The sequence below is a fragment of the Natronoarchaeum rubrum genome, from assembly GCF_024494695.1.
In genome coordinates, this window is record NZ_JANHDP010000002.1 from 103,999 (window position 1) to 122,888 (window position 18,890).

9 protein-coding genes and 3 pseudogenes are annotated in these 18,890 nt (G+C 49.8%); 2 read left to right on the top strand and 10 right to left on the bottom strand.

Annotation, left to right across the window (positions count from 1 at the left end):
- Positions 1-461 precede the first annotated feature (461 nt).
- The 10 genes and pseudogenes from NO931_RS04735 to NO931_RS04780 form a co-directional block, all read right to left on the bottom strand.
- Positions 462-1,142: a DEAD/DEAH box helicase family protein gene (locus NO931_RS04735; protein ID WP_256391490.1), complete on the bottom strand. Its 681-nt coding sequence runs from the start codon at positions 1,140-1,142 to the stop codon at positions 462-464.
- Positions 1,139-4,978 (bottom strand): DEAD/DEAH box helicase, encoded by a 3,840-nt coding sequence (locus tag NO931_RS04740; RefSeq protein WP_256391491.1) that lies wholly within the window; start codon positions 4,976-4,978, stop codon positions 1,139-1,141. Before NO931_RS04740 ends, NO931_RS04735 begins: the two co-directional genes overlap by 4 nt.
- A gap of 21 nt (positions 4,979-4,999) precedes the next feature.
- Positions 5,000-8,764, bottom strand: coding sequence for a hypothetical protein (locus tag NO931_RS04745; protein WP_256391492.1), 3,765 nt, complete (start codon positions 8,762-8,764; stop codon positions 5,000-5,002).
- A 2-nt stretch (positions 8,765-8,766) separates the two neighbouring features.
- The gene (locus tag NO931_RS04750) at positions 8,767-9,762 is read right to left on the bottom strand and encodes a hypothetical protein (RefSeq protein WP_256391493.1); all 996 of its coding nucleotides are present in this window, start codon (positions 9,760-9,762) and stop codon (positions 8,767-8,769) included.
- 1 nt (position 9,763) lies between these two features.
- Positions 9,764-11,659, bottom strand: coding sequence for a hypothetical protein (locus NO931_RS04755; protein ID WP_256391494.1), 1,896 nt, complete (start codon positions 11,657-11,659; stop codon positions 9,764-9,766).
- Between the two features lie 510 nt (positions 11,660-12,169).
- Positions 12,170-12,445, bottom strand: a complete 276-nt coding sequence (locus NO931_RS04760; RefSeq protein WP_256391495.1) for a hypothetical protein — start codon at positions 12,443-12,445, stop codon at positions 12,170-12,172.
- A 413-nt stretch (positions 12,446-12,858) separates the two neighbouring features.
- Positions 12,859-13,479, bottom strand: a pseudogene (locus tag NO931_RS04765) (7-cyano-7-deazaguanine synthase).
- On the bottom strand, positions 13,476-14,084 hold the full coding sequence (locus tag NO931_RS04770) for a GTP cyclohydrolase I (protein WP_375142041.1): 609 nt from the start codon (positions 14,082-14,084) through the stop codon (positions 13,476-13,478). Before NO931_RS04770 ends, NO931_RS04765 begins: the two are co-directional and overlap by 4 nt.
- Before the next feature lies 1 nt (position 14,085).
- Positions 14,086-14,605, bottom strand: a pseudogene (locus NO931_RS04775) (hypothetical protein).
- A pseudogene (locus NO931_RS04780) lies at positions 14,605-15,098 on the bottom strand (6-pyruvoyl trahydropterin synthase family protein). The pseudogenes NO931_RS04775 and NO931_RS04780 overlap by 1 nt, the downstream one beginning before the upstream one ends.
- A gap of 13 nt (positions 15,099-15,111) precedes the next feature.
- Here NO931_RS04780 and NO931_RS04785 point away from each other — a divergent pair.
- Together NO931_RS04785 and NO931_RS04790 are read left to right on the top strand one after the other, a co-directional pair.
- Positions 15,112-15,840, top strand: coding sequence for a hypothetical protein (locus NO931_RS04785; protein ID WP_256391497.1), 729 nt, complete (start codon positions 15,112-15,114; stop codon positions 15,838-15,840).
- A gap of 81 nt (positions 15,841-15,921) precedes the next feature.
- Positions 15,922-18,825 carry a DUF6884 domain-containing protein gene (locus tag NO931_RS04790; protein ID WP_256391498.1) on the top strand — a complete coding sequence of 968 codons (2,904 nt, stop codon included), beginning with the start codon at positions 15,922-15,924 and terminating at the stop codon, positions 18,823-18,825.
- The last annotated feature ends 65 nt before the right edge of the window (positions 18,826-18,890 follow it).

Sequence of the window (18,890 nt, forward strand, 5' to 3'; positions counted from 1 at the left end):
GCGCCAGCCCCTTTTAGTCCCGCCCGCGGTGGTTGTGGCAGATGCTATTGAACGGCCCGCCCCGCTCGCCGCGTTCGCCCGACGCAACGCTCGCGACTGACCATTCCGGGTGCGCCGAGCACGCTCGTCGTACCGGGCGTATGGCTTCGACGCCAGCATTAAGCGCGCTTTCGGTCCTCGCAAGCTCGGACCGGAAACCGGCTTAAAGCTGGACGCTCGCGTCGGGCGCCGCCGGCGCGCGGTTCTGGATGGAGAGTCTCGATAGCGCGCGCTGCTCGCGCCCGGGGGCGCTCGCGAAGGCGCGAGCAGCGCGCGGAGATGTCGTCGACGATGAGAGCCACGGCTGGGGAGTCGTGGTGTCTGAGAGATCGTATTTTTCGCTGAACCCAGCACGGAACACACCTGCCGGTTGGTGTCATACGTCCAAACAACACGACATCGAGAATATTCTCTGTGTCGGATCAGTTGGAGAGGAATTTTAAGCCATCAAACCGATTCAGAAGCCCCTCTTCAATAATATAGCTGGGTGTTCGTGGCAGGAGGAGACATTGTTCACAGAAATCCTGGCAGACACAATCATCCAGAGAGGTTCTCGTCTCCCATAGGAAATCTTCTAAGTCTTGGTGGACTGCGTGGGATAATCCTGCTCCGCCTACGTCGGCGTCGTGGACAATTAGCTGAACAAAACGTTGAGACATTGTTACAGAACATTGGATATCCAAGCTGTCGACACCGAGCTTTCTAGAAATTATAGATCTAAGCCCATATCCGGCCGAGTATGCCGCTGTAATTGCCTTCCTGTTATCATTCGATCCGAGCTTCGATCTGAGATCTTCAATCCTATGTAGAAAGACGATACCATCGGTTGGATGTTGATGGCCGGGAATAGCGTGATCCCATTTCACTTCACCATCTTCAAATTTCAGAATATCTCCTTTCGCGTCTTCGACGTTACTATTGGAGAAATAGCTAATTTCGACTTTGGGCACGGTACTTCGAACTTTCAGGTTAGATACGAACCGGATGTGAAGATCCTTGAAGTCTGTCTCATCCAGTATTTCGGCGTCTCTTGTTAGACCTCCTTCTATCTCGTCTTCGTCCAAGTCAAGTGCTTCTTCGAAGTTCTCGGAGAACTCAGTCAAAAGTCAACACCTCGCATTATCAGTGGCCGTGTTCTCTTTCTGGATCTGGATGATTTGAGCACCGCTCCCAAGTATTCGTGAACGCTGATTTCCTCTAAGTCATCTCCACAGAGCGGGCAGACTTCTAAGGCAGGGTATTCATTGTAGGGAAGAGTGCATGATTGGTTTGTGCAAACGCTGGTGGAGAAGATTTCATCTCGACTTACTTGTGCACTCACAACTTCGTAGTCGACTCCTCCATAGGTGTCCATTGCTTCTGGGTATGATTCTCTCAATGCTTGTGAGACGCTCTTGGATTCGTAGCTGAGATGGACTTGACCGTCTTCCTCACTTTCTTTTTCTCGGAAGAGCGCTACTGAATCCTCGGTGGACCGGTATTGGCTGATCATTCCGGCACTGGACAGCAGCATTGGGAGGTAGCCAACTTCCCTCTCCAGTTCCTGAAGAATTTCCTCCTGGATGACTCTCCGTCTTCTGAGACCCTGAGCACCCTGGCCGGTTTCCTTTTCCAATGCCCGGAAGGTTGTGTAGAATTTGAAAAGTCGGCGAAGCACACGCTGTTTTACATCAGATGGGCTCTCAAACAGATCTTCTAATGCTTGTTCAAGGTCCTCTTTATCCGATTTAAAAGCCCCTTCCAAGTGCTCCTTGATAGAGCCATGATGTTCATCGACAGTATCCAGTAATGCTTCTACGCCGTCGTAGACTTCATTAATCACTTCGTCAATATCTTGGCCCGTTTGGAACCGCTCAAATCGTCCATAGCCGAGATCGTTCAGATTCAGATATGTGAGTACCTCAGACATCACCTGTGTCTTCAGGATATCGTAATTGAGATGGTTGATCTGCACCGGTTTGGAAGGTGCATTGAGGAATCTACTTTCTATATCTTCGAAATAGAAGTTATCCACGGCGTTGTGAGGACGAGCAACCGTAAACACCATTGAGGACTGGTCTAAGCTACGTCCAGTACGACCAGCTCGCTGGACATAGCTTGTCTTTGTAGGCGGAATACCCAGCCCGGCGATGCAATCGAGAGTTCCTATGTCTATGCCGAGTTCCAGGGTGTTAGTAGCTGAGACTACGTTGATCTTGGGCGGATTTGCGCCGAATCCTTCTTCGATTTTATTCCGAGTATCGGTCTTTATACCGGCCTTGTGCACTGCACTTACGAGAGGATCAACTCCGTGACCGAGGACCACCTCTCCCCAGTGGTCTAGGGAGTACTCTCCCTGGTCGAATTCGACTTGATCGTATGAATCTCGGTCAACTTCGACTAAATGCTTGCCACAGTCTGGACAGTAACTTCTATCCCAGAATGGCCATCCTGAATAACAGAATTCGCAAACACGGGCTTCTCTTTGAACATCTAGCTCGAGGAAGTTCCTTCTCAGGGTGAGGATAGTTACGACTTCATCGCTAGATCGCTCTCTTTCTCGGCTAATGATGTCCGCTTGCTCCAGGACGGAGAGTGCTTCGTCAAGTTTCGCGTTAAGATCAGGTGCGGAATCGAAATAGGTCGGAACCGAGTTTGAGAGTTTAGATTTTAGAGAATCGATTTTGATGCTATTACTTTGATCCAGATTAGTATGGGGTTTGAACGCCAGAATTTTCACGATCTCGTTCGCTAAGAGATTGATCTCATCGTTTTCTGACTCGGGTCTAACACTGAGAATCCCCGCGTCCCACAATTTCCGATGGTTGCCTTTGTCGAGAGGATTTGCTAGAGCACCTAGCTGCGAGAAGAGGCCTTGCGAGAGCGTTTCGTCCTCTAAATATGTGTAAGGTTGCTTTACGTAGTGTTCCTTCAGCTCTTCGTATAGGTCTTCTCGGAGATTTGAGACGGAGTAGAATTGGTCGTCATCCTGCTCTTCTAATAATGATACCATCATTCTCTCGCTTTCCAACGAGTAGTCGAGTTTCATCATTAGAGAGCCGACTCCTTCTGCGTCTCCTCTCCGATTAGAGAAGACTAGGACTTTGCCTGCTCCGAATTCCTTCATATCTCTACCGAGCTGAGATAGGAAGTAGGATAGGAAAGTGGTTGTCTGCATTGGTGGCTCAGTATAGCTGCGCCTAGAGCAGGAGCAAGGTTCTCCGATTGCATATTCTTCGCCTCTGTCTACGTAATATGGTGTGTGGCAGTTGGAGCAGAATTTGACTTCTCGGAGAGAATGGTGATCTCTTCTTCTCTCCGAAACTCGTTCCGTGAACATGCTATGGCAGTCAGGACAGTAGAAAAAGTTCACATAGGGCTTGAGGAAGTAGTGATAGCGGTCGTAGAGGACACCTCCTAATTTACACCATTCGAGTAGATTAGTGAGTCTTTCAAACTGGTTTTCTTGAATCTGATCGGAAAATATGCTCTCCAGTAGTCTTTCTACTTCGATGAAATTTTCTTCGCCAAATTGGTCGAATATCTCTGCAACCTGAGGAACTTCGTTGACTAAGCTGTCCGCTATCTGTTCTCTGAATCTTAGAACTTCGTTGAATACGGATTGGAGTTCATTATTCTCTATCGCATTTCGTTTCTCTATTTCGTCTAAGAGCTCTTCTGCGTGTTCTGTAGCCTCCTGTTGACTATCCAAATAACCGATTCTCTGGAGAAGAGTCAGTGTAGACTGGACCTCTTCTTCTGAAGCTTCCGCGAATGAATTTAGATCAGATACGTCTGGATTCCCTTCTTTGATTTCTCTCAGCATCCGGAAACCGTTCTGAGGGGATAGGAAATCTACGGAGGTGAATTCTCTGTTGCTTCGATGTCTTGTATCCACGTTCCCTGCCTCGAAGTCGATATGATCTATACCTGTTTCAGTACGGTTGAGAAGGTCTGAAGCGAATTCCTTGGGGTTAGCAATGGTAGCACTGGCCAAGACCATTGTGGAGCCGTAACGATTTCTTAGACGGCTGATGAATTGCGAGATTGCTTTACCTCCGTTCCCGTTCCAGACGTGGGCCTCGTCGAAAACCACGAGATCCAAGAGATCAGAGTTGACTAAATCTCGTGAATCAGAGGAAAAGAATCGGAACTCAAGCGCCTCGGGATTCGTGAGTAGGATGTCTGCCCCGTTTTCTTCAATATCGTCTCGGGTGAGCTCCAAGAAGTCGATTTCAACTGGCCTGCGATGTTCCTCAGTGTTTGTGCAGACCATCGTTCCAGAGTCTTGATCCCAGCCTAATTTCTGGTCGCATTCAGGGCATTCTAATCCTCGGACGTTTTGGCCGCTGGAAATTTTATATTGCCCTCTTGGGGTGTCTCCGTCATAGATGCCTATTTTGACGCCTTCAGTGCTGGGCCGTTGCTTATTGATCTCGTATGTGTATTTCACTAGGCGGTCAAGTTGGTCGGTTTCGAGTGCCTTCTGAGGATAGATGATGAGTGATTTGATTTGTCGGGGGAATTCCCGCTCTTGTTGATTTCTGATAGCGGTGTCGAGAGCGGGGATTACGAAGCACTCTGTTTTCCCTGTGGCAGTTGGAACTGTTATGATGACGTCGTCTTCTGTGTCTCCATGGACTGAGTCCAAGATAGATCCTACTGCTCTTCCTTGGTGTCGGTAAAGACGTCCGTCACCTCCACCGAAAACTACGTCCCGTATCGCTGACTGGACCTCATGTTGGATGCCGTGTCTTTCACAGTAGTAGGGCCAAGGTTGATTCGAGAACTTAGGTGGTTGGACTTTTTCGAGATAAGGCCCCTTGACCTGAACCAGGTTATCGATAAACTCGTTGTAGTTCGAAATCGTATCTTCGTTGAGTTTGGTCAGGCCTTTGTTCCACCAAATCGTCTCGGTGAGGTGGTCAATAGACCTGTTTTTGATATCTAGGATATTCATTGAGACCACCTCTCCTCAGACTTAATCTGATGCATACTTCTCCTGGAGATTGCCTAACTCACTGGTGTATTCGGTGAGATCGATTTGACCCTTCTTCCGCTCTATCTTTTCCAACTCTTCTTCTACGTCGCCTGCTTCCTCTTTTTTGTCTTCGGCGGCGTCCTTTTCTGATTCAATAGAGTCTAAGGAGAAGTCGACATCCGGATAATCCTCTTTCATCCGTTCGAGCTCATCTTCAATTTCTTCTTTCCGTTCAGGCGACAGATCCTCCCAATCGCTTTTACAGACCTCACAGTGTTCCTCGTTGAGTTTGAGGTACCTCTCAGCGTTATCTAAGTCCTCCACCTTTTCTTGGAGGTGCTCAAGTTTATCCCCAATATCATCTCCGGGAACTGATTCTACCTTCTCCCGCTCCTCTTCGGCGTCTTCTGTTAAATCTTGTAATTTTGATGAGTCACGGATTAGCTTCTTAGTATTCTCGCAGAAGTCCTGAAGGTCTTGAAGAACTATCTCTGGTTCATCGCTGTCGTCGTCGAAGAGGACGTCGTCGTCTAATAGTCGTTGGACGATCTGCTTTCCGACATCGGTGTAGTCTGAAGCCTTGACGTGGTCTATGTCCTCCAGAGATCCGATGTCTAGGGTCTCTACGAAGGTGTCACGGGTTCGATCCGCTCTAGTTAGTAGTCCGGTCGCACTGCTCAGATTGCTTCTTTTGGATTCATTCTCAGCAATGTCCGAGATGAACGACTCGAAGTCGAAGTCCTTGAGATCTTCTTTTGACAGTTCTGATAGAGTCTCTGAGTTCGAATCATTGAGTTCAACATCATCTTCCGAGCTTGAATCAATATCCGCGAATTCTTCTAAGTCGGAACGTAGCTCTTCCAGGTCGCTGCTTTCGTCTTCGAATCCCTCAGAGACTTCCTCATCTACGTCATCGAGTTCTTCCAGTATTTGCTGAATTGTTTTGTGGAGATCGTAGATTAGAGTAGGATAGTCTCTGTCGTCGTCTAAGTAGTCTGTCGCCCAGTTTGGCGGTTGTTTTGGGAGTTTAGCGTAGAAGAGTTCTCGGTGAATTGGTGAGATGTCATCATCGACATCTAAGTCTTGTATTTTTGACCAGAGGTCTTGATCGGCCTCAAATTTTTCTCTTACGAGTTTAAAGTCCTCCTCGTCAGTCTTTTTTGCTTCTGCAATCTTGTCTAAGACGTTAGAGAAGATATTGACATCGGAGTCATTGATCTCGCTTTTGATGTCTGCCAGTTTATCGTCGTTATAGAGGAAGAAGTCGACTATGTTGCTCTTTCTTTCCAGGTTATCCAGCCTGTTACTGATTTCGTCGTCATCCCGCGTGACACGGCCGGATTCCATCTCGTGGAATTCTTCGAGTTTATCGAAGATTTCTGGCCCCACTGGGAAGAGGTCTCTTTTGTCACTGACTCTTCCAACCTTTGATACTCCACCGAAATCTTCCTTCAAATAGACAACTGTCCGATCATCTTCTGTTTCGAACCGTTTTATAGCGCCTTTTTCGATTAGAGATTCTATTTCAACTCCGTGATCTTCCCGAAGGTCATCTAGAACTTCATCTGAAATGAAGCCTCGATCCTTGACTTCTTCAAGGATTTCCGAGAAGGCTTTTGCCTCGTCTATTGCCGGTCCATTATATTTTTGGCAGATGCTATCGTGGATGTTACGGACTGCTTCTGAGGAATCCTCGTAAAGCCCCGTTACTAAATCCTCCAAATCAGGGAGTTCTGGGAATTGTGACTGGTCAGAAAGTCTTCTGATTTCTGCTAAGACTTCGCTGTCATTCTCGAAGTCCTCCTCTTGGAGATGACGGTAAAGACCTAATAAGTCTCTTAGTCGGCCAACATGGATTATCTGAGTTATATCTGCCCATGTATATTCGTTTTCTCTCCACCGCTGTTTATCGATAGTGTCATCAAACCAATCCGGCTTCGAGATCTCTTCTGGATCTTTGTTAGTGATGATGAGTAATCCATTGTCTCCGTCGAACCACTCTTGGATGTCGTCACGGATTTCTGGGTCATTGAGTGAGTCATCTGAGAAGAGGGTTGTGACGAGGAATCGATAGTCGTATTCGGAAAGGTTTCCGTCGCTTATTTCGATTTTCTCAGCACGTCCTGTAGTTGAGGAACCTACTAGTTCTAAGAAATCGGATTCAGGGGTGTTGCCGCCTGGAAGAGCGAGAGAAGACGACTGGGAAATATTTGCCTGCTGAGAATTCACTCTTTCCAGTAGAGTTGAAAGACCTATGTCAACATTTCTCCGTAGGGTTCCCCGGTTACTGGCCTTGTCATCACTGAAGCTTTGTACTGTATCCCGGTAGGCTACTAACTGATCTTCCGGTTCCTCTGTTGTACGTGGGGTAGTTTCTTTCGACCGAGAGTAGTCAGACTCTTCATAATTCATCAGATAAGGGTTCAGTTCAATCTCTCCGCTGTCGGAATCCTCAATCAGGACACGTGCTTGTTCTAACTCATCTTGAACCTCGTCTTCTACTTCCTCTAAGTCTGTAGATTGCGTGATCAGTTCCTTTGCCCTCCAAACCGCCTCTGTTTCTTCATCCGGATCTAAATCTGAGTTACCCTCAAACCGTTGCTTGATTTGAACGTGACTCATCTTCCGACTGCATTCGTCGAATAGATATGCTCCGATCTCTTTCTCGTCAATACCGTCTGCTCTGTCCTGAGCGAATCGCTCTATTGCAGTATTCAAGCCGTCAATGAGGTTCCCTATAAGACCACCTGCTGCTAAGAGCCGTTTCATCCATTCGAGGTTTGCCTTGTCCAAGGGCCCGTATTCGGGATGGTCTTCCTCTATATATACATCGGAAAAGTAGTCTTGGAGCAGCTTTTCGATATCTATTATCCGGTGCTGCTTGCCCCGGATATTGATGACAATATCCTCTTTGATGTCGTAAGTTTCCCCAGCGATGTTGAGAGTTCTATCAATATTTCTTCTAGTAGCTTGGTCCTGCATTTCGCTCTTGATGGCGCTAGAGACGTCTGGATGGGAGAAGAGTACAAGGCCAACGTATGGGTAGAGGTGGTCTTTAAACCATTTTAGTACAGATTTGGCTTTTTCTGCGTCATTCTCAGAGACCATCTCGTCGAAGATGAATAGGAAGAGATAGCCTTCGCTGGCGAGTTGGCTTACAACTTCCTTGGGTTCGTATTCTCCCCCTCCAAATCCTGCTTCTCCTAGAATCCCTTTGACTTGTTCTGCGTTAGCTCCGTGTTGCTCCCCTATCTTTGAGATCTGTTCATCAGATAGTTCCGCATCCATTCCGTTGAGGAATTCTATTTTGTCATCTATGTCAGGAACATCTAACTCCTCAAAGACTCTGCGTCCCTCATTCTGTAGGAGGCCTCTGTATTTGAAGGAGGTTGGATTTGGATCAGTTGAATCCCAGACCGGGATGATCATTGGGATATTCGATTGATCTGGATTTTCTGTGGGGTCTAACTGATTTCGAATGTACCGGGTCATCGTGGTCTTCCCGGTTGCTTGAGCCCCTTCGATCACAAGAAATAGGCCGTCATCTGAGCCTCCGGGATTACCTGCAGAATCGTGGATTTGATCCGCCCAGTCATCTACGAGGCGGAGAACTTCTGATTCGACTTCTGTATCGATGTGGACTCGATCATCGGGATCTTCGTCTGAGTCCCAGATTTGCGAGAATACGACATCGAATCGTTGTGGATCGATGCCCAGCTCCGACTCAAGTGCCTCTTCTGCTCCAGATTCCAGTCTTTTAGCCATTTTCACATCACCCCGAACTCGAATTCCGCGAAGCGGACGTTTTCATCCCAGCTATCCTCACCTTCGAACCATCTCACTTGATAACCGGTTGAATCATTGTTATTCTGGTTGAGCAGGTCGTGAAGCACAGGGTAGCTTTTATCCGTTATTTTGGTATTCTGGTGTAGCATGCCATCATAGAGGACATTCTGTTCGAAGAACTCCTTGGCTATCGGATACCATTTGCTAAGATCACTGTAAAACTGTCGTATATTTGGGGTTGCATCGGCCAGATCTTTTCGGTAGTGCTGGTTCATGTAGAACACGCTCGCTTGGAAGATGTCTTCAACAAGTACAGGGTATATGAGGTCGGAGCGGCCGCCTCTTTCTGAGCGTCGGCAAACTCCGAGGTCAATAGCTCTTGTTGCGCAGTGACGAAGCTTTTCTTCGTTCCAGTCCTCAGACATTTCAGGATCGGTTAGGATATCTTTGAAGTACGTGTTGTCTTTCCGCCAGTTTGTTTGGTAACGACCTGTGGATTCATCCTTTTGTTCCCATACCTTACTTAGGAATGTCCGGAATGCGTTGGAAATCGTCACATTTGAGGTGTCAATATCGGCCTCGCAGAGAAGAGAGAGTATTAATGCGCCGGCTGCTCCTCTTTTTGTCTCATCATCTAATTTATCGGTAGATAGGATATTGTAGACTTTTCTGCCACTTGCTTCTGTGCCGAGATTATTCTCTAATTCTTCTGTTAAACTTAGCTCAGTATCTAGAGGGTCGTCACCTTCACCTTCTACAAAGTTCAGGAGTTGAGTGATCTCAGAGTAGGTGTGTCCTCCTGGGCTGAGGGCGGGACTGTGGTCTTCTCCCCTACCGTCCTGAACTATTCTGTATCCAAAATGTTCAAGGTCTGGTATTAGGTCTCTAACGGGTTGGCTTCCCTCATTCCCCAGGATATTCACGATTTCAAGTACAGCTCGATAACCTCCTTTCGGCATAGGTTTGTTTAAAGACATCTCATTCACTCCTCCAAATTGCGACAGGAACAACAGACTCCTCTATAGAAACTCCGCCGTGAATCCAAAGGTCGGAGCTTTGAGTACCAAACTTCGCGTTAGGGTTGTTAGGATTTAGCATCACACAATTCTCATCACTGTCTGGTAACCCCACTTCAATATAACTTACCGTATCATCTGGGAGTTTCCTCCTTACTGCATCGGCGTCGTCTACAAATGTTCCTCGACAGTGACCCATTCCTCTTTGATTCGCTTCTGCAGGTCGTGGAATAGCTTCCGACTCATAAGTTTCGACCATTCCGTGATCTGAAGTGATTAAGATGTCAGCATGGTCTCCGTATTTTCGTATAAATTCTGGGACATTTTCTCTCAAGTGAGCGTCTATCTTCCGATGGATATCTGTGGGGTAGCGTGCACCCTGATCGATGTCGGCGTTGTATATGATTACTGAATCACCATTCTGAAGCATTTTGAAGAGTTCCTCCTCTTTCTCATCTCCGAGAAATGCATCTAAGTCAAGTCCTGCTAGTCCATCTTCGCCATCAGTAAATCCACCTAAGTCCTCAAAGTCTAATTCGCTGCTGAGGGAAGATCGGAACATCTCCGTTACTGATGGGATTGGAGCGATTGCCTGCTTAATTTCCCATCGCTCGTCCGTCTTCCTTTCAGACAGGAATCCTCCCGTTTCACGGGTCGCGAGCGGGAGACCATCCAATAGGAGAACGATTTTCGGTCCATCTTCGTCTAAGAAGTCAGCTATCACGCTGTGGTTTTCCAAGGAAGAGTAGTCTCCTCCAATAATTTTCTCGATTAAAATCCTCGTCACTAAGGCCTTATCTCTGGGCGTAACTTCCATCTGGTATCTTTTTATGATATCTAAGAACGGGTCCTCACCACTAATCCCATCTAGATTAACTGCAGTGAGTAGCGCTGAGAAGATACTTTTTGTGGGGTCTGACTCCAGAAACTCGGCGATATAGCTTGAACGCTCTAGGAATTGGTCTCGGTCTACTTCTTCGATCTTACTAAGGACGTCACTCGGTTCTCTTGCAAGGGTATCGCGTATGGATTGCTCCAACTGATTCTCAAAGGTATCGAGGCGTAGTATGCCTGCTAGAACCTGAATTGTACTGAATTGCTCTATGTCTCCTTCTTCAGTAGTCACTTCTTCAAGAATATCCTCGAATATTTGGCTGTTAGATTGGATTTTGCGGGGGATCTCGCCGAAGAGATTGACGAAGTCTTGTCGGGCGAACCGACCTCCCTGTCGGTCTCTTAGCTCTTGGGCCGCTATATAGCGAAGTAGTTCTTCGTTTGGACGAAGTAGGAGTGATTTCTCCGAGTCGCTTAGATTCCAAAGACCTTTCCGGTCGATAATAGATTGAAGGCGGTTAGGGTTAATTCCAACTTCATCAAGGAACTCGGTGAAAAGATCCCTCTGTTGGAGGTATTCGTGAATGACTAGTCGACTTTGCTTTTTGGATATATTTTCTTCTTGGAGGAGATGTTGTGCGGAGCTCTCAATTGGTGGGTGGTCGGAGATATGTTGGATTGAGCTCAGGTGACTAGTCCATCTTCCGTCTCGAGTTTGGAGGAGTTTCCATTGCCAGGTCTTACAGAGGAGAACTATTTTGTAGGTTTTGACCCAGCCCATTACCTGCTTTCCTGCCTTGGGTTCGGACAGAACAATTTCACTCCTATCAGAAAGATCAACACAGTTTACAACGCCAATTGCGGGATCAAACTCTTCTATATCCCCAATATTTCGACGCTGTAGGTTGTCTATTCTTTCTTTTAAGTATTCGACCACTTCCTCTTTCTCTTTTTGTGTAGTATATGTGATTAGAGTTCCCCATGAGTTTCTTTGGTCAGGTGTGTCAAGATCCAGGTCCCTCATCAGTCCTCACCATATATTATATCACAAAGCAGTTTAATCATATTGAATGTATCCCGCCGCCCCTCTGTGAATGAATTTTTTCCACCATTATTAGTATGTGGCTCCGTTATTCTAGACCATAATGTAATAGTATTTTGGTCACTCTCCGGTCTAGCACCTCGTCAGTTGGTGTTACCCCCTCGATCGGTTGATGTGGTCGTTGCCGGTTGTAGTAATGTATAGACTGGTCCAGATCACTCACGTGGACTCTTCCCCAATGGGACTTAGATCAGTTTAGCAGACCTAACCATTTAATTATATTCGTGGAAGGGGTGCCTGATTATTGAACCGATCGACAAGAAATGTGGTGTCTGAGAGAGGGTGATTCTTGCGGAGCAATATAAGGAATGCAGACGCCGGATCGGTGCCATGCCGGCCAAACATTTCTACATATAGGGTCTGTTTGTGTCGAGATCTATTGTAGCGTACAACCAATATCACTCGCTATTATTACAGGCGAGGGCCTAGTTCCTACTCGCACCAACAGTGAACTGGTCCGGTGTTCTGCTCCTCGCCCTGTGATTCGATTTCGCAAACGAAAAACTCCCCTTCTGGATACATGATGAACCGATCTTCATCGATATTCTGAACGGAAGCTACATCCTCAATCTCCCACTCAGCGTCCTCATTGCCGTCCCACGTGTAGTAGTCGTCCTCTCCATCTACTGCGAAGTCGATTACCCCGGTCCCGCTACCGATGATGTGCTGAACCCGACTAAGTCGGGTCGATTGTATGATTCTGGTCATGAGTCAATCTCATTCGGCTACGATAATCAATGTCCGCCACTTCAGTGAAGGGAGTAGTACAACTGATGGAACTGGCAACTCCCAAGCATCCCAGGTGGGGCGACGGGCATTTTTCCCGCCGTGCACCCTACTACGCGGCGCTTCGCGTCCGATTAGACCAAGAGGTGAAACCCCTATAGATATTCATTGCCTAGAAATGTTGGATGATTATCAGATTGCTTTCTGCATCAGGCACCTTGGGTTCGGTGCCTTCAGCACCGGGCCTACTCTTCGTGAGCACCCCCCACGTCGAGAAGAATTAGCGCCAGAACCCGCTTAAGCGTGGGCGAATCGGCTCGCTGGCGTCTATGATTCAGTATAGTCCGGCGCTCGGCGTATTCAATCGGATCGCGGTCGCCGAGATTCTGGAACGCCTAGAGGCGGAACGCATACGCGTCATACGGGCCACACGCTGGTGCTTCCTCCCGGTAGCAGCGCCGAGTGTGCTCATAGGGGAGGTCGAGTTCCAGACCGCGCTCGGCAATGTCTGTCTTCGTCAACTCGACGAACGGCGCTTCGACGCTGATCTCCGTCTCTGGTTTCGTGCCGACGTCGACGACCTGCTGGAACGCCTCGAAGAATTCCAGCCGGCAGTCTGGATACCCTGAGAAGTCCTCGCTGTGCGCACCGCTGAACACAGTTGCACAGTCGTTGGCTTCCACATATGAGGTTGCCATCGATGGTCGGTTCCGGAACGGCACGTAGCTTGATGAAAGCTCGTCACTTTCGAGGTCCGCCTTCTCGACGTCCATTTCGTCGTCGGTGAGGCTCGACGCACCGATCTTTGAGAGGTGATCCGTTGTCAAGCGGAGAAAATTGGCGGCGTCGAAGGCCTCGGCCTAAGCCTTTTCACAGTCGTACTCTTTACTCTCGGTCTGCTGGCCGTAGGACATGTGCAGCATGGACAACTCGTAACCGGCATCCTACGCGACAGCGGCGGCCGTCGCACTATCCACCCCTCCAGAAGCCAGGATAACTGCTCGCTGTTCGCTCATGGCTGCCCCTCCGTACCCTTGACCGCTGCCTGGAACCGCTCACGTTCGGCCGCGGTCGGTTCACCGGCTGTCGCCCTAGTGGTGGTCGTACTTTCTGTTTCGACGCCGTGCATCGTCTCACAGGGATGCCTTGCGTTCACTTCGACGAAAACAGTGGCTGCGTCGAGCTCTTCTTTGAGCCTCGACGGGATGTCGTTCGTCAGCTGTTCCTGCATTGTGAGTTGGTGTGACTGCCAGCGGACGTACCGAGTCAGCTTCGAGAGCCCTACCACCTCGTCTGTCGGCCGAAACGTGATATGGACTGTTCCTAAGAACGGTAGCAAGTGGTGTTCACACAGCGAGTAGGCGGGAATTCCGGTTTCCACGATGAGGTCGGTTGTCTCGGCATCAAAGATCCGCATCGTCGGCTTCGCGACCTCCCGTTGGCCTTCGGTGAGTGTCGCGAACGTGTCCGGAACGCGACGCTGCCAAGTCTCCGCGAGCGCGTCACTGTCCAGGTCCTCGCCGACAGCCTCTAACAGGAGGCGAACACCGCGCTGGGCCTTCTCGTAGTCGATGTCTGATCCCACCTCATCAGTCGCAAATTGGGAGTTCGTACTCGTTATATTACGTTTCGGGAGCGTCGTTCCACCAGTCGACGTGCAAGCGGGGCGTGTATCGGTAGCCGTACTCCACCGCGAGGTCGGCGACCTCGTTCCGGCAAGCGTCGAGTTCGTCCCGAGTCGTTCCCTCTGGCATCAACAGCACGTCGGAGTCCGGGATGCGACTCGCCGCTGTCGAGCGGACGTCGGCGAGGAGGGATTCAATCTCGGACAGGTCGGCGGGGCCAGTGACAACGAACTTGAGTTGTCACCACCAGTGAGGACGACGTGGTCGGCGTCATCGGGTGACTGAACCTCCTTGACGATGTCGTCGACGCTCATGGTGGCGTGGGTCGGTTCCCAGGAGGTGTGGTAGAAATCATAGAACGACACCAGAGGTCACAGGCACTCGTGCGGACGGACACCGACGGTGTCCAGATGAGTTTGCCCTTGCCCTGGAGCGAGTAGAAGAATTCGTTGACCGCCAGCGCTGCGCCATCGATGTCGTCCGCTGGCTGCTCATCAGATGTCGAGCTGACTGGCATCAGTGCGTTGCCCCTGTACAGAGCTCCGATGTCTCCCGCACCGTCACTGAGACGTCTGAGACTGACTCTGGGAGTGTCTCGATGAGTTTTCGTTCCAAGACGAGCCCCATCACCTCCGCGGTCGGTAGGCGTTCGAGAAGGACGAGTGGATCACCGTCGCCACTCTGCTCGAAGGCGTCGATGAGCGGGTCGTCTTTCTCGAGGAAGAAATGGTGGTCCCAGTTATCTATTACTGAAGTAACATCTCCTTTGTATACGACCCAGCCATCTTGAGTGAGAGATCCGGTTACCTCAACCGAGATTTCATAGTTGTGTCCGTGCGGACGGCTACGTTCCCATCGTGCTGGAGGAGGCGATGCCCGGTGGTGATTCGGATCGGGTTGTCCTTTCCTACGAATAGTGTTCTCTCACTAGACTCAGTAAGATCGGAGACCAATTCTTGTTCAAGATGCACACCAAGGGGGTTCTCCCAGAATTCATTAAGTATTATCATTACTATACTTACTATGTCTCTGATCACAGGAGGAAATTATATTGCAGTTGGCAAATTAGAACCAATAGCCGTGGAAACGTCGCCAGTCAGGAACCTAGAGACGGTACAGCCGGATTGGGACGACCTTCCGCTAGCTTGCGAGTTGCTTGAGTTGCGACGGCGTGAGCAGAATGTCGATCTGCGGACATCATCTTTCAACGGAGGTGTCGTGGGGTCAAGAAAAGTTCAGCACGTGACTCGACTCTTGGAACTGCTTGACCTTTTGGATGAGGGCGAATTAACTGAAAGAGGGCAATGGCTGACCGAAGTGTATGAACCCGCGTTGCAACAGAGTCATTCAGGAGCAAAGTTAGGTATCGGAGTGAAAGATTCGCTTTCGTGTACCGAGCAGCTCCTTCTCTGGATGGTTATTTTTTATGAGCACCGTTTGCCAATGCTGGCAGTTCTTCACCAACTCTCAGCCGAAACCGTTCCGACAACTCAAGACTCACGAGCGGCACAGAGATTCGGTGAGCGAATCGGCCATCTTTACCCCGATGTCAATAGTGATAGCTCATGGGTGCCGCGTGCAAAAGTACACTACAAGTGGTTAGTCCACCTAGACCTCGCGAAGATTCGGTCGAGCAGTTACGTATTGACCGCTATTGGCGACAGTGTTTTTGAGCAAGTCGAATCAGAGTGTCCTGACCAGTGGAATTCGATACAGATCCACACCGGCCCTACACTGTTTGACTTCGATTAGCGGGGGCCAGTTCCAGAGTGAGATACTTCAAACGGATTTATAGGATGGCCCTCCCATCGCTACTACTGGTGACTATCTAACGTGCGGTTCTACGTACCTGAGTGGGATGACGCAGTCGACTCCCACTACGATTTCGAACACGACGAACTCTCTACCCTGAACCGTCAAGAGCGCGATTTAGATTATATCTGGGATATTTTCGAGCCCGAAACCACACCCGTAGACGGGGTTCTCATTTCCCGCGAACAGGTTGAAGAAACAAACCGCAAAGCCGACCGACTCGCCCAGTATGGTGTCTACGATGACCCCGTACTTTCCATCCCGAATTGGTTGCCGACGATCAGTGACTGCGGCGCTTGGGGCTACAAGTCGCTACCCTTCCCGCCGTACGGGAACCAAGATATGCTCGACTTCTACGAGACGCTGGACGTCACAGTTGGCGTCACTATCGACCACCTTGTCCTCGGGTCGGGCAAGGACAAGGGACGGCTCTATCTCGACGAACGAGCGTTTGACGGGGAACTCGACAAAGGCGACATCCCCGAGGCCGTCTCGGATGTCGTTGACGTTATGATCGATGACTGGCCAGAAGAATGGCCCTCATATGTCGACGAGTACGAGCCGACGATTCGTACTGATCTCGACACAGAAGTTGAACCGTTCGTCGCCGAGGATTTTCGTGGAGACATCGATGCCGTTCTGCCCCGTCTTGCACAGGATTCACGTGCGGTCTACCGCGAACACGACGCCGAGTTCCGCTACGACCTGACGCTGCGGAACGCCCGAGAGATGTATAACCTCTACCAGCGTCGTGACTACCCGTTCCGACTGATGGTCGCCATACAGGGATGGAACCCTGACTCATACAGTAAGGCCGCCGAGGAAGTGCTTGGTATGGGTTATGACTACCTCGGGATCGGGGGAGTCGCAGGTAGCCCAGTTCACGACGTTCGTGGAATCGTCAAGAGCGTCGGGAAGACGATCAAGCAGTTCGAACGGGAAAACAACACTCGTATCGACTCCCACGTCTTCGGCTTCGCGAAGACTGAGGCGTTCGAGACGATCGGTCGGTCGGGGATGACCAGTTTTGACAGCGCAAGTATGCTTCGTTCGGCGTGGACAGGTGGACAGAATTTCCGTCTTGATAACGGCGAACGCTACGATGCTATTCGAGTCCGCTATCCATCGAGTCGGGCCGATCTCGACGAAGCTGTTGAAGAGTCTCTACGCGGTCGTGAAACACTGGTGGCACTCCGAGCATACGATACGGGAGATTCGATTCGTAATGCTCTCGAGAGTTGGCACGAGCGGGCTGAGAAGGTGCTTCCAGCGACGAGAGAATATCTGCTAGAACACCGCCACGATGATCAGTATGATGAGTCGCTCCTACAGGACATAGAAAGAACGTTCCGGGAGGATTTCGAGTATGGACGCGAGCTTCAGGCGAGCTTCAGTGATAATCTCCGTAGTAAGCTAGTCAAACTCTTGCGGGAAGATACCTCGACTACTCCAGTACCGTTCGAGGAGTACGACGAACTGCTGAGCACGGCGGTAGACGTATTTGAGGCGTTCCCACACGCGAAGACCGTTTTGAACGAGCCGTACGTTGTCAGTGACTATGATCGAGTCTGGGCGATTGTCCGGGATTACGCTACTTGGATCGGTGACGACAACCTGCTCCAAGAGTATCAAGACACCCTTCGAAGTCGTCCGTGGGAGAAATGTGACTGTCCAATCTGTATAGAGTACGGTATCGAGGTTTGCATCTTCCGTGGGAACGATCGAAATCGGAGACGCGGGTTCCACAACACACGACGCTTCTACGATGAATTCGAAGAAGACCTTCCGAAGATCCTCGTCGCGACCCAGGGTGATGCGGCCCTCAGTGGCTACGAAACTGTTGAAGATTATCTGCGCGACAAACACTCCTCGTTCTGGACCCAGACACACGACCTTCCGGTCGCAGAGATTGGTGTACTAGATGCGAACGGCGTGAGTGAGTGGTGGGAAGAAACTCCGTCGCTCGTCTCGTTCGCCCCAGACCGTCTGGCAGCAAACGTCGGCGAACAAGCAGCGCGGTATCAACACCTCTTCGTGCACACACTGGACGACGAGTTGGACGAAGAAGCCGTAGAGGCTGCTCGTGAACATGGTTGCGAGGTTCACACCAATAGCAATCCCCGAAACTTGCGAGATGAAATACTCGAGGTCTGCGGGCAGAACTATGCCGCCAGTGACGACTTTGTGCCTCATCCACCTGAGATCGATACCGAGAACGGATTGGACATCCTTGTCATCGACCAGTGTTCAGGGTCGAAGGAGATACCAGACGACGCACCCATTTTCGGTGAAGAAGAAACTCTTCAGTTCTCTCGCGAAGACCTCCTCGCTCGTGATAATGTGCCTGGTATCGCGGCACGCGACCTGTACACTGGACGCCAGCAAAACCACGTCAAGAATGCAGTTAGATGGCTCATGCGACAAGGCCACGACGTCGATCGCTACTTCGTGAGCGCAGGATTTGGCCTTGTCGCAGAAGACGAGTATCTCCCACCCTATGAGGTAACGTTCAGTTCAATGAACGTTAGCGACATAAGAGAGCGATCTGCGAAACTTGACATCCAAAAAGACCTACGACGCCTCCTGCAAGAGGCCGACTACGATGTCGTCTTCTTTACCCTCGGGAAGGACTACTACACCAGCATCGACATCGACGAGATGGTTCAGGAAGTGCGTTCCGACCGGATTGGTGTGGTATTCAACCGCGAACTTGTCGAAGACCAGTTTGACAATATCGAGTCCATCCCCGCCCGGACAGAGGATGCAAAAGAACATGGCACGATCGTTGTTGGACTCAAGGGACACTATATGAAGAACTTCGCTCGATACATCGACAGCGTCGATACCCTTCGCCCGAAAACTATCGAAGAACTATGTCGGCGAGTAGAGGAAGTACCACCACAAGCAGAATTCGAGTCTGAGTGATCCTCCACTACCAGATGGAATCATACGTGTTCTTTCGCTCCTAAGAATTGTTCTCCTGCTCCGAG